The sequence below is a fragment of the Paenibacillus sp. J22FR21 genome (genome assembly GCF_056269135.1).
Genome location: NZ_JBWDNJ010000003.1, coordinates 86,198 through 100,109, shown reverse-complemented (window position 1 = coordinate 100,109; position 13,912 = coordinate 86,198). Strand labels below are relative to the sequence as shown.

At 47.6% G+C, this 13,912-nt stretch carries 9 protein-coding genes; 1 reads left to right on the top strand and 8 read right to left on the bottom strand.

Going from position 1 to position 13,912, the window contains the following annotated elements:
- Window positions 1-46: 46 nt before the first annotated feature.
- The 8 genes from AC0YNS_RS11230 to AC0YNS_RS11195 all read right to left on the bottom strand — a co-directional run bounded on the left by AC0YNS_RS11230 (window position 47) and on the right by AC0YNS_RS11195 (window position 12,814).
- A complete protein-coding gene (locus tag AC0YNS_RS11230) occupies window positions 47-2,119 on the bottom strand; it encodes a DUF5054 domain-containing protein (protein ID WP_475781083.1) in 2,073 nt (690 codons plus the stop codon).
- 1 nt (window position 2,120) lies between these two features.
- Window positions 2,121-4,556 carry a glycoside hydrolase family 38 N-terminal domain-containing protein gene (locus AC0YNS_RS11225; protein WP_475781082.1) on the bottom strand — a complete coding sequence of 812 codons (2,436 nt, stop codon included), beginning with the start codon at window positions 4,554-4,556 and terminating at the stop codon, window positions 2,121-2,123.
- Window positions 4,557-4,609: 53 nt separating this feature from the next.
- The gene (locus AC0YNS_RS11220) at window positions 4,610-5,494 is read right to left on the bottom strand and encodes a carbohydrate ABC transporter permease (RefSeq protein ID WP_091221767.1); all 885 of its coding nucleotides are present in this window, start codon (window positions 5,492-5,494) and stop codon (window positions 4,610-4,612) included.
- A gap of 12 nt (window positions 5,495-5,506) precedes the next feature.
- Window positions 5,507-6,379 carry an ABC transporter permease gene (locus AC0YNS_RS11215; protein ID WP_475781863.1) on the bottom strand — a complete coding sequence of 291 codons (873 nt, stop codon included), beginning with the start codon at window positions 6,377-6,379 and terminating at the stop codon, window positions 5,507-5,509.
- Window positions 6,380-6,497: 118 nt separating this feature from the next.
- Complete coding sequence (locus AC0YNS_RS11210) at window positions 6,498-8,204, bottom strand: extracellular solute-binding protein (RefSeq protein ID WP_475781081.1); 1,707 nt, start codon at window positions 8,202-8,204, stop codon at window positions 6,498-6,500.
- A gap of 82 nt (window positions 8,205-8,286) precedes the next feature.
- Entirely contained in the window at window positions 8,287-9,972 is a 1,686-nt protein-coding gene (locus tag AC0YNS_RS11205) for a response regulator transcription factor (protein ID WP_475781080.1), read from the bottom strand.
- Complete coding sequence (locus AC0YNS_RS11200) at window positions 9,965-11,719, bottom strand: sensor histidine kinase (RefSeq protein WP_475781079.1); 1,755 nt, start codon at window positions 11,717-11,719, stop codon at window positions 9,965-9,967. The genes AC0YNS_RS11205 and AC0YNS_RS11200 overlap by 8 nt, the downstream gene beginning before the upstream one ends.
- A gap of 207 nt (window positions 11,720-11,926) precedes the next feature.
- Window positions 11,927-12,814: an ATP-binding protein gene (locus AC0YNS_RS11195; protein ID WP_475781078.1), complete on the bottom strand. Its 888-nt coding sequence runs from the start codon at window positions 12,812-12,814 to the stop codon at window positions 11,927-11,929.
- 203 nt (window positions 12,815-13,017) lie between these two features.
- Between AC0YNS_RS11195 and AC0YNS_RS11190 the strand changes: the two genes are divergently transcribed.
- Window positions 13,018-13,905, top strand: a complete 888-nt coding sequence (locus AC0YNS_RS11190) for a LysR family transcriptional regulator (RefSeq protein WP_475781077.1) — start codon at window positions 13,018-13,020, stop codon at window positions 13,903-13,905.
- The last annotated feature ends 7 nt before the right edge of the window (window positions 13,906-13,912 follow it).

Below are 13,912 nucleotides of genomic sequence, written 5' to 3'. Positions count from 1 at the left end.
CAAAAAGGGCGAAAATTGTTTGTCCAATTTTCGCCCCTTGTTTGTATTATTCGTTTGACTTCAGCGTAAGACGGAATCGGTACTTCATATCATCCTCGAACCACATGACGAAATTTGTGCCCCATGCATTGTTATGCAGATTAAAGTGGAACCCTCCGTCAAGCGGGGCGAAGTTGTTGTCAAACTGAAGGATCCTCTTCTCTCCCGGACAAACGATAGGCGTATCCAACGTTTCGATGACCGCTGTGCCGTCCGCGCCTGCATAGAATAATCCGGACTGAATCCCATGCATATTTCGATTGCCGTTCTTGACTACTGACAGCGGCGAAATGCGACGTCCCAGCTTATCCATTTCCCAAATATTCGGATTGTCGACAAGCGGCGAGAATGAGAACCAACTCGCCTCCGGCAGACGGCTTGCTTGTTTCCCTTGCCATTCCAGCTGGGCCTCAAGAGTAGGAGCGTTGCACTGGAAGGTATACAGAACGTTCAACCGTTGCGGAGCTCCGTGATGCTCGCACACATAGTCCGGCAGCTTTAGTTCGACGCTAACAACATCGCATTCCGGCTTTCTGTGCAGCTCGATCTTCTCGACTCTTGCCTTGAACTGTCTATGCTCCGGCTTAGGATCAACAAACTCAATACCCGGCTTTCCTAAATCCGCTTCAGCCCAGCTGTGATGGAGCGGCAAGTTGGTTACATATTCTTTAAAATATTGATCATAGCTCTCCTTGCTGAACGTTTCATAAATGAAGCTGCCCAGCTGATGCTCTTCATCCGCCCATACCTTCCCTGCTCCATCGATCAAGGAGCAGATGGAGCCCTCGGAAGAGAAAGCAACACGGAATGTTCCCAGCTCATAGGATTCACCGATTCGTATAGGCTCGGCAGTATCGGACACTTGGCGTTCCGAAGTAGGATGAAGCTGCTCAAGCGCACTCACCGCTTCTCTTGCCAAAGCTTCCGGCAGAGCGGCAATAGCCCGGGATAAGTAGTCGCGCTGTTCCTGCCATGAACGCTCCACTTCGCTGAAGCGGCGGGTAGGATTCGCTAATTGGCGGAGATAGTCGAACTTCTTCCACTTCGTGTCATCGACCACATCCCGCCCTCTCGCGGCAGCCAGTGAAGATGGCGAATAGCTGCTAAAGTCTACCAGATACACGGACTCATTCAAACCCCACGTATGCTCGGGAATAAGCATTAAATCATCACAAAACCGAGCGTAAGCTTCACTTTGCGGATCCAGATCGCCGGAACTTACCCACTTATCACGCAAACGAAGCAGTTCACGGTAACGGGCGATTTTCCACGGATCAGAGGAAATGCCGTGAATCCAGGAGTCTCCGATCTCCTCCGTAACGACCGGCAAGAGATGCTTGACGGCCTGCAGCTTCTCTGCGTAAGCATCCATTGTCGACGCTACAATGTCAGCGCCCGGATATTCATGCTGAAGCTTCTCATATAACGCCCGTACTTCTTCTATCGTAGGTGGACCATCGTTATCACCTGTATGCGCGAAGTACAGCGCGTCCTCCATCCCGTCCAAATAGAATGGTCTGCCGTAAGCGTCGGCATAATTCACTATGATTTCGGATCCATCCGGTGCGCGCCATACGAACAGCTTGGGAACCGACGGATTTTTACTTACAGGGTTCACGCCAAGGTGTAGATATTGTATGCCTCGATCCGCCATCATCGGGACAATGGCGATCGTATGGCCGGGAACATCCGTCATTTTGGAAGCAATCGTTGTACGTCCGTACTTCTCATCCAGCTCCTTAGCAATGGAAAGCCCATATTCAAACAAACGCTCATCCATGATCTCCGTATGGGTCGTAAACGGCAGGCCATGCCACACGATGCGGCCATCTCGAATACCTTCCTCCATTCGAGCGCGCATGGGCTCGGACGCGTTTTGCAAATACTGCTTAATTAACCAAGAGCCTGTCGTCCATACGAACTTCACGGGTCCATCCTCTTGCGCGAGCTTCTCGGATAGCTCCAACGCTTGCGGGATAAAGCTGTTCATATATCGATCGAATACATCTTGCGCCATATGGGTAAACCCGATATCCAAATGCGTTTTGAAAATAACGTGGACTCTCTTAATCGCGTTCATCCTACTCGTCCTCTCCAATGCGCCAAGTGGTCAGTCCTGCGCCCATGGTATGGCAATGCCCAATTGCTTCGGCAGCCGATTTGACATTCTCGCTCCATGCCAAGCTGTAGCGGAACTCATAGAAGCCGCCTAGTGTCGCTTTGAAATTCGTTTCCCAGTAGTTCGTCATCGCCCATATGTAAAGCTCAGGTTTCATTTCTTCTGATTGTTGTGTATGCAGCAAACGTTTGCCGTACTCCAACGTACCCAGCTGCAGAAGCGGCGTATCCGGAGTTGCCAGCATAAGCGAGCCTTTATCACTCACATAAGCAAGTCCTTCTTGGATGCAAGTAAAATCAAGGAGCGAGCCTGGTATTTGGTCTACCCATGGACGAACCAGCGCGCCCGCTTTCTCGATCCAGAGCGTCTCTTCGCGATCCGATCCGGATGTAAACGGCAAGGAGAAATAGACATTTTCCGGTTCCCACACGGAGTCTTTATGAAGCCGAACCGCAACGTCGACACGATTGACTGTCGCAAATACCTTTAAGAACAATGAATAATAGCTTACGCCCGGAAGCTCAAACCGCAGCTCTACGGAACCGAACATCGGTCCGTTTTCCAATAGTTTCACTTTTACGAGGCGCCCGGCCGAACGGCGAACGTTCATCCCTTTTCGATTGCGCCCCATCGAACCGCGAGCCGAAACGCCCGGTGTCACTTCATAAACAGGTGTGAACGCCCCGTGCTTCCTGTCTTCGCGAATCTGTTCTTCCCCGGTCTCTTTGTTGATCCAGGAAATAATGCCTTCCTCTTCCGTCCAGCAAATACGAACAAATGCAGACTCAATCGAAAACTGGTTTGCGATAACGGTGCTCTCCGTTCGACCGCTTGGGAACATGTCATCGACGTCATCAACGCCATCTGTGGCAAGCAGCCGGTAATTATTCGTTGTTTTCGCCTTCGACACATTGGCCGGACGAAGCCTATACGCCTTCTGCTCACCTGGCTCCAGACTAGCTTCGATCGTTACACTTTGATAACCGGGCTGATGAGGAACGACAAGGCCCGTGCTTTCATCGATGATTTCAATACCGTTCTTGAAGATTTCATTCTCGAACCCGTCCCATTCCAATTCCACAAGCTGCCTGGAATGCTGGAGCTCCGTATTCGCTACAAGATAACGGAATGCGCGGCCGGTGTGAAGCAGTGTGCCGCCTTTCGCATTTCGCACTTTATCTAACGCCGAATGAGCCAGACGGCTTCCATTCGCGGCATAAGCAAGCTTACGCACCTCAAGCATTTGAACATTAAAGTGCCATGGCTGATGAACGGAGGTGTGGAATCCCCATGTATGCTCCGCGTACATGACGAGCTGACGCTCAATTTCGTCAAGCTCCCGGCGGCTTACAATACGCTGCTCCGGGTCAAGGCGCTTTACCTTGCGAAGCACGCGTTGACCATCCTTGAAGATTTGCGTATGCATCGGAGTCGAGCCCGCACCATCCGTCCACCAATCCGGCCAATCCCCGGCATGCACAGGAATATCGACTGGCTGACTCTTCACATGCCGGAAAAACTCGCTTAAGGTCGCCATTTGAATCTGTACCTGTTCCCCATGACGAGCATTCCACCTGTTGATGACGTCCATAATCGCTCCGTTCGGCGCCCCGTTGTCCGTCGCAAGGCCCGAGACCGTTACAGGCACGAAATCATATGGATAGTTCTCTTGTTCAAGCAAGCTTAAATAGCGGTCAATCCGTGTATCCATAATTTCATCGTGGTTGCTGACAATCGCCGGCGTATGGAACTCATCGCGAATGATGTAGCTGCCTACGGCATCCGGACACATGCCCAGCTCGTTGCCTAAGAAATAATGATCCCCGTTCCAGACAAGCAATTTCTCTCCTTTTGGCGTCTCCCACCAGAAAGGCGTCTGTTTCTTTCCCAGAGCGAACATGCCGTGATGCGTATGGATACAGGAGAATAAATGCTGCACACCGGAATCCAACAAGCTTTGTCCATAGCCCCAGCTGTAGCCGTTAATGTCAGCGGTCATGGCCGAATCCACGTGCCGGCCAACGTTTCTTCCGTATTCCGCAGCCTTGGAATGAATCGCTTGCAGCAAATCGTAATCGGCGAGCTCTGTCATATTGAGATAGGTCCCGGACAGCTCGATATCGCCGCTGCGAACAGCTTCCGCGAAGTCACGCTTCTCCTCTTCGCTCGCTTCCTCCAGAAACTTCTCCACAGCCCAGAAGGTTTCACACGTCCACTTGAAGCCTATCCACTCCGCTTTCTGCCCTTGCTCGATTTGCTTCGTAATTTGCAGGGCTTGCCGAATGAAATCGACATGGAATTGCTCGATTCTTTCTTGTCTTCTTGTATAGCCGATATCGGTATGAGAATGATGAATGACGAATATACGCCATTTGCGCCCCAACTTTTCCATTTGCATGTTAATATACAGTCCTCTCAGACGAATGAATGATGATTCTAGTGATCCCAGTGCTACTCTTTAACGCTTCCCACAACGATTCCTTTTACGAAGAACCTTTGCAGGAACGGATATACAAGCAAGATCGGCAATGAGCCTACGATAATTTGAGCGGCTTTCGTCGTACGGTCGGAAATCTCGGACATATGCTTCGCCTGCAGCATGCTGATTTTGTTGAAATCGGGTTTGATGATGATCGTCTGCAAATAAGTAGCAAGCGGATATTTGTCCGGTGACTTCATCAGAATCAGCCCGTCAAACCAGGAGTTCCATTGACCGACAAAGGCAAACAACAGGATGGTCGCAATCGATGGCATCGAAATCGGCACAAGAATTCGCCACAATGTCGTCCAATGCGAAGCCCCGTCAATGAATGCGGACTCCTCCAGTTCCTTCGGCAAGCCGCGGAAGAAATTCAGCATGAGAACGGCATTAAACACTTGTACCGCTCCCGGCAGCACTAGTCCCCATATCGAGTTGTCGAGCGAGAACATCTTAATCGTCATATACCAAGGTATAAGTCCTCCGCCGAACAGAACCGTAAACATGAAGTACCACGCGTACAAGGTCCGAAACCGAAAATCCTTCATTTCCTTGGATAAGGGATACGCCAGCAGAATCGTAAAGAACATACTGATCGATACACCAAGAACGCAGCGTTCTATCGAAATAAGGAACGACTTCACAAACTGAGAGTTCGAAAAAATAAACGAGTAAGACGCCACCGTCGCATCTACCGGCCAAAGCTTGACTAGCCCGGCGGACGCGGCAGTGCTGGTGCTGAATGAAATCGCAAGTACATGCACCATCGGAGCCAGACATAAGAGCGATAACAGAATAAGAAAAACATGATTAAATACGCTGAACGTACGGTATTTAAATGACGGACGATGAAACATAGGTTTGTCCCCCTAAAATATGCGATAGTTGGATAGTCGGTACGCGAGCCAATACGAAATGCTGATCAGCAGTAAGGACACGACGGATTTAAACAGTCCCATCGCCGTTGCAACACTGTATTGCGCGTTAACGATACCGGTACGATAGACAAGCGTATCTAATATATCGCCTGTTTCGTATACGGTCGCATTATACAGGGTGAAAATTTGATCGAATCCGGCATTAAGCACATTGCCTAAGCTTAACGTCATCATCAGGATCACAATTGGGAAAATGGACGGAACCGTAATATACCTGGTTTGCTGCCAGCGTGTAGCGCCATCGATGACAGCCGCTTCATATAAGGACGGGTTCACGCTTGTAATCGCCGCCAGATAGACGATCGTACTGAAGCCGAACTCCTTCCACACATCCGAAATAATCAGAACAGGCCGGAACCAATCATTGCTGCCCAAGAAGAAGATAGGTTCAAAACCCAGACTCTTAATAACTTGGTTAACAATACCTGACTCGGGAGACAAAATGTCAATTAATATCCCACCTAAGATAATCCAGGACAGAAAGTGAGGCAAATAGATCAGCGTCTGAATGCCGCGCTTAATTAACGCGTTTCGAACTTCATTGAGCAGCAGCGCGATCGTAATAGGAACAATCAGACCGACAACAATTTTAATAGAGGCAATGATGAGCGTGTTCTGGATCGCCAGCATCGTATCCGGCATCATGAAAATATATTCAAAGTTATCGAACCCTACCCACTTGGAGTGGAAAAAGCCCATTAACCCCTTGCCTTTAAGGCGAATAAACTTTTGAAAGGCGAGCACGATCCCAACCATAGGGAAGTAACTGAAAATCAGAGCAAAAATAAAGCTGGGAAAAATCATGGCATGCAGCGGAAGTTCCTTTCTCAACCTTCTATACACGGAGGCACCTCCTAGTTTCCCTATAAAAGTAAAGAGAGAGGAGTGAGGGACTCTCCTCTCTCTTTCTATTCACTTCCTATTACTGCTTCGCTGCCCAATCATTCACTTCAGTTGTAATTTGATCGCCGCCTAGCTTCTTCCATTGCTCGACGAACTTATCGAATTCTTCGATAGGGGCAGCGCCCATAATGATTTTGGTAAAGGTTTCATTCTGCAATTTGTCCAGCACGCCTTGTTTCTCAACCATCGTCGGCGTATTGGCGCCTAGGTAACCCGTCGTAAGCAAGGTATCTTTATAACCGGCCAATACCTCGAATGAAGATTCCGTCGGACCTGCTTGGCGATAAGTAGCCCATTGTTCTTGGTCGCCGTTCATAAACGCCGTAATTTTCTCGTACAGCGACTTCTGCTCCGGATTCAACGCAGACGTATCTTTGGATTCCACTGCCCCTTTAACCGCAAGGTAGTTATCCGGAACGTCCTTATTAGGTGCGAATACTTGGAATACCGGGTATTGGAAGAGCTCTGTTCCTTTAGCGGATACGGAGTACTTCGTCCAATCCGCCGTCTGGCCATAAGCGCGTTCCAGCCATAGGTTTAGCATTTTCACGATCACTTCAGGATGCTCGAAGCCATCTTTGGCCACATAATATTCATATACCGGGAAGCCTACGCCAGCAATTGCCGGCTTATCATCTGCGGAAACGATCGGGAACGGCTTCCATTCCATGCCTGGATTTTGTTTTCTGGCATCGTTAAACGGCCAGTAGGAATACCAGTTTGCGCCGAAATAGATCCCTACTTTGTTTTGAGAGATGGATTCAATTACTTTACCGCCATCTTTCACGGCAAACTCTTTATCCAAGAAGCCTGCTTTATACAGCTTCTGAAGCTCCCCTAATGCTGTTTTCATTTCAGGAGCGATGTTTCCGTTCGTCAGCTTACCTGATGCGTCTTTCACCCAAATGCCGGGATATGCGTGGAATCCGTTGTAGAAGCCAGTCAGACCACTAAGCTCTTTGCTGATCGCTAGGCCGAATGTGTCATTCTTGCCGTTCCCGTCCGGGTCCTTGGTCATGAATGCTTCAGAAATTTTGAGCAGCTCATCCATCGTCTTCGGCGGCTGCATGCCCAATTTTTCCATCCAATCTGTACGAATCCACAGAATATCTGCGCTTGTGATGTTTCCGCCGAATTTCGGAATCGCCATCAGTTTGCCATCGAAGGTAGCCGCTTTGAGCGCAAGTCCTCCGTCTTGATTTCCCAATTCCTTCAGCGCAGGCGAAGCGTACTTCTCCCACACCTCTGTTAAATCCTGAATTTGCTCGCCTTCTACCAGCTGGTTCATCTGCTTCGTAGTGACGCCGAATACATCCGGAATGTCATTAGAAGCGATGGAAATATCCAATTTATTGCTATCACCGCTCGGGTCGCCCAGCCAATCGTACTCAAGTTTAATGCCTAGAGCGCTTTCATATTCTCTAGTCCAAACATTATTCTCATTCGTATCGCCATTCTCAAAGCGATCTGCCGGGAGGGCCATACGAACCGAATGTACGGTAATAGGCGGATCGTATTTTCCGAATGGGTCAACCGTGCCTTCAGCGTCCGTGTTGGTCGATGTCTTGTTTGTATTTGCGCTGTTATTTGCGGTTGTCGATTCACTGTCTGTCGACTGCTTCGAAGCTTCATTGCCCGCATTGTTATTTCCCCCGCATGCCGAAAGCATAAGCGAAGTTGTAAGTAAGCAAGCGGCGAAGAGTGTAATCCGTTCCTTTCTTGCCATTTCGTAAACCCCCTAGGTTTGAATGTTTTGCTCACAAGTTGATTATAAGTAGACGAAGGGGCGGCCAGCTATTCGCCATTCTTTACTTTGCACTCGCATTTCTAGACATCACGACACTATCTCGATATTCCTGCGGTGTCATCTGCAAGGCCTTCCGGAAGAAGCGGAAGAACGATTGCTCCGATAAGAAACCGACAGAAGTAGAAATTTCATGGATTTTCAAGCGATTTTCTTCCAGCAGTTCTTTGGTTTTCGCAAGCCTCGCCGACATAATATAGTCGGACAAGCCTTCATTCGTGACTTGCTTGTATAATCGAGATAGATACGAAGGATTGTGTCCAACCACATCACCGATGCGATTAAGCGTCAAATCCCCTGCTATGTTCTGTTGAACATAACGCTGCACCATCCGAATCACATCATGCTCCTGATTTCCTTTGCCTGCCTGTTTGTGCTCAAACAGCGCTTCCGCCAGCTTATAGAAATAATCCACTACTTCCTTCCAGTTATCATGACAATCAAGGGCGGTCATTTTACCCAAATTGACTCGGCCTCCAACCTCACTCTGAACTTCCCAGCGGTTGATATAAGATAAGAAGATGGAGACGAGCGTGAAATAAACTTCCGTCTTTATTGCATTCTTAGCAGCCGCGCACGCTGTCAACGCTGTCATAATGCCAACATATTCAGCAATAAATTGCTCCTTCTGCCCGTTCTCCAGCAAGGTATGCAGTAAATTCAGCTTCTTGAGCTGCTTTCGTTGATCATGCTCTATTTGATCGGCTGAGGTAATGGTTATGGTTGGCTCTATAAGCAGCAGCTGCTGACTTAGCCCAAGCCCCCGGTTTAGGAGCTGCTGCAAATGCTCAAATTGCTCCGATATGCGATCCCACGCCTTGAACGAAGCGCCAATGGCAATGGATAGATTCAGCTTGAGCAAGACACTGCAAGAATCTTGCATCATCTCTGCCGTTCCCTTAAGAAAAATAAGACATCGCTGTTCCAGCTCGGCAAGCTCGGCGGCTGACAGGGTTCCCGTCTGCTCTTCGGGCTGAATCAGCCATAACAGCTTTGTTTTTCTCTCAAAATCAAACGAAATGAATTGCACCTTCGCCGCCAGATATTCCTTCGCAATGTTCTGAATGGCAAATAGATATAACGATTTGTCAAAAGGACGCGTGTCTTCCTTCCAATTGTCTATCCTGCCGATCATAGCAACGACAGGTTTAGTAGGATCAAGTTCAATGTCAGCTTCCTCAAAGCTTCGGCTCAGCGCGCCGTTTGCAAGCGTCCCCCCTTGTACAAGCTCCATAAGCAGCTCTTTCTGCAGCAATGGTGTTATCGCTTGCATCTGCTGCTTCGATTTAGCAATATACGCTTCAGCCTCGACCGCTTCTGATAGAGCCGTCAGTGCTTTCTGAACGGAAGCGACGATCGCCTCTTCTCCTTCAGTCTTTAATAAGTAATCGACGCCTCCGTTACGCATCGCTTCGTGGATATAATCAAAATCGTTGTAGCCCGTTAGAAAAATCACCTTACATCGCGGCCAATATTTGATAATTTCGCGATGGAGCTCTAAGCCGTTCATGCCCGGCATTCGAATATCCGACAAAACAATATCGATTTTAACCGTTCGCATACAGCCGAGCGCTTCCGCAGAGGAGTAGGCGCTAAGCAGCTCCAATTCAGGAATGGCCTGTCTTTCAAACAAATCGAGAACACTTTCTACGATAAATGGTTCATTGTCAACAATGAGTAATCTATACAACCTTCTCAACCCCCTTAGCAGATAATCTCATCTCCACCCGAACGCCACCCTCTGCTCCTCGAGACACAGATAGTCCATACTGCTCGCCATATCTTAATTTTAGGCGTCGATGCACGTTCAGAATACCGGTGGATTCTTTCTCCAGAACATGGGATTGTATCCGATTTCGCAAGTCATCAAGACCCGCTTCCGAAATGTTCTCCCCATTGTCCTCCACTTTAATCAATAAGTCTTCGTCCTCTATTTCAAACCTTATTGAAAGCAAGCCATTCGAAACCTTGTCTTCCAGACCATGCACATAGGCGTTTTCAATAACGGGCTGCAGAATAAGCCTAGGAACAGGCACCTTCTTGAACGCCTCCGGCAGCTCCTCCCATTCCACTCTGATTTGTCTGGAGAAACGCAGTGTCTGTATCTCTGTATAAGCCTTTGAGTGGTGTACCTCTTGATCGAGCGTGACGGTTTCATTTCCCGTTCGAGTAATGAATTTGAAATAGTCTCCGAGGTGTTGAATAAGCTGTTCCGCCGTTTCAATATTGCGCATCCGAACAAGTCCCTGCAGCATAAAGAAGCTATTGTATAGAAAATGCGGATTAATCTGAGACTGCAGCTGTTTAAGCTCCGCTTGTTGGGAACGAATCCGCTCCTCATAAACCTCACCGATCAGCTTATGCAACTGGCTAACCATGGCATTGAATTGTCCGTATAAGTATTTGAATTCGTCGCTGTAGTTATGGTCAATCTCTACCTGCAAATCCCCCTTTTCCACCCTGCGAAAAGAAGTGACAAGCCGTTTGAGCGGCCGATGAATTAAGCGGAAGATCCAATAAGAAAATGCAACGATAATAATGGTGGATAGAATAGACAACAGCCATAGAAATTTACGGTAAGTATCCAGTGGTCCCAACACTTCATCAGCAGGAATATACACAACTAAATAGGTGTCCAGAAGCTTCGAGTATTCGTACGTAATCAAGTAATTCATGCCGTTCATGTTGATGTTGCCTTGATCACTCGATCTTCCGCTAATAGCCGGGTTGTTTAGGAACTTCCTCAACTCAGGCGAGATTTGATCGTTTTTCCCATCCGAAAATGTCCAATTCTGTTGCACATTAATAAAGGAGGCGCCAGCCCCATCCATGTCGACGATTTGACGAAGCGTTTCCTGAATCTTCTTCGTGGATAGATCGACTCCAAGCGCAATCGTCAAAGGCAGCTTCTGAAACGGATCGGGATATACTTCACTCAGAAAGAGCCCCTTCTCCCAGTACGTGATCTTCGATCCGGAGCGTCCTGACATTTTTAGAGCGTTTAGCTCGTCTGACGGAATGTGATTGTCGTAGCTGTTAGAGAATATCCCTCTCTCCATGGAAGGAATGTATACCTTGACATTGTCGACGTATAAACTAGATGTTTTCAGTAAATTTAGCCTGTCTTTCACTTTAAGAATCGTCTGAACTCTTGTGTAATCGTCCATATCCGCGGCGATCGTTCGAATTTTGAGAAAATCTTCGTTGAAAATAAGCTCTTTATTGATCTGGATAATACGAGCCATTTCGCTCTCAAACGAACTCATATAGAAATGGACATTCGTTAGGACGGATTGCGACAATTCCTCTCGCATGTTCTTCTCGGCGGATTGGATGATAAAGATGCTAATGCTAAAAATCGGAATGATTACGACTAGAAATGATAGCAGCAGCTTTGTAAAAATACCCGCTTTAAACGGCGCTTTGAATATACTCATGCTGATCCCCCGAACTCATTGTAATAGCATTGTTGGACGTACTGGAGTTAGACAAAGGTAATAACATTCTATATCTCATGGAAATTCCCTCCCTAATCCAGGGTAATTGATGTAAGGAACATGTCGAATCCTGCGTAAATACAAAAAAAAGCACTTCCACAACAGGGGCAGTGCCTTCTACATGAATGATTCTTCTGTTGCAGCCAATTAGATGACGGTATGCAATCTCACCGAGAAAAAGAAATTGATCCCCTCCCCTTCCTCGCTATGAAAGCCTATTGACCCGTCCATCATTTCAACTAGTTTCTTACTGATTACCAGACCAAGCCCAGATCCCCCGAACCTCCGGGTTGTGGACATGTCGGCTTGGGTGAACGCACGAAACAGCTGATTTTGACTGTCTGCTGCAATGCCGATTCCTGTATCCTTTACGTCAAAACGAAGCGTCGTTGTATGCTCTTCTGCAGCCAATGCACGTACGGAAACGGAAACCTCCCCTGCACCCGTAAACTTAATGGCATTGTTCGTTAAGTTCAGCAAGATCTGAGTTAAACGAAATGAATCGCCTTTCAACTTCTTCGGTACGCTGTGATGGGCGGAAAAGCACAGCTTAAGCCCTTTGTCGTAAGCTTTAAAGCTGACCATATCGGAAACCGTGCCAAGTACTTCATATAAATCAAAATCGGCATATTCTAGCTGAATCTTCCCGGCCTCGATATTCGAAAAATCCAAAATATCATTAAACGTAACCAGCAAGGCTTTGGCCGATTTGGTCGATTTATCTACGTAGTCCTTCTGCTGATCAATCAGCTTGCTTCGCTGCAGCAGATAGTTAAGACCCATGATCGCGTTCATCGGCGTACGAAATTCATGACTAATATTCGCCATGAATTGGCTTTTTGCCCGATTCGCCGATTCTGCGCTTTCCTTAGACTCTATAAGCTGTACATTCTTTCTCTCTAACTCCTGTTGAACGCTACGCAACCTTGAGAACATAAATAGCAAGAATATAACGAGCAGCAGAATTACTGTTGCAGCCAGATACATAGTCCCTGATACGACTGACATGATTTTCAACCAAGCTGATATCTCCACTGCTCTGTTACCCCTCGTGTTGTCCAGATACCCCTTTTACAAATCGACAACTTTTTTTTCATTGCTATAACAAATTCGATCTAATTATAGGGATAATGAGAAATAATGTATAATACTTAAATTGATATCTGTTATAGATCCGAAGCTATCAAATTCATGTTATACGCATCATATGGATGATCAATCGTAGGAGGATATCACAGTTGGAGCTGCTTCAATTGCAATACTTTGTAACAACGGCCAAACTAGAACAAATGACCAAGGCAGCGGAGATTTTACAAATCGCCCAGCCCTCACTGAGCCGAACAATCTCCAGACTGGAGGAGCATTTCGGCGTCCCCTTATTCGACCGACAAGGCCGCACGATCCGCTTAAACGCATATGGAAAGGTGCTTCTTAGGCGGGTCGAACATGCCTTTCAGGAGCTGGAGGAAGCCGAGCGGGAAATCCGGGACATGTCCGGATTAGACCTGGGAATCATCACGCTTGCAGTCTCCCTAACGAACCTCTTGCCGGAAATGCTTGGCGCATTCTTGCAGCTGCATCCGAATGTGAACTTTCGTCAAATCGTAGAGCCTACAGATGTCATGAACCAAATGCTCGAAAACGGAGAAATCGATATGTGTCTTACGTTTGCGAGGATGGAAGGGGCTGATATCGAGTGTGAGCTGCTGCGAACGGAAGAAATCCATCTGTTCGTGCCCGATCATCATCCTTTATTCGGACGTGATAGCGTCTCGTTAAATGATCTGAAACAGGAAACGTTCATTGGATTACATACCGGGTACTGGTTCAGGAATCTGACAGACCGCTTGTCTATGAATGCTGCCGGCTTTACTCCCCGGACGACGATTGAGGTTGATGATGTAGATGCGGTGCTGCTGTTGTTGAAAAAAGGACATGGCATTGCTTTCGCTCCTGATTTGGCTTGGCGAACAAGAATGGATCTAACACCGAACAGGATAAAAATAACAGATCTCGGTGGCAGCATATCTCTACGCCTTGCTTGGTCCAGAAAGCATTATTTGTCCTCTGCAGCTCAGAAGTTTCGTGAGTTTGTTATCGATTACTTCAAGAGTCTTGAATGGTGAACGCCTA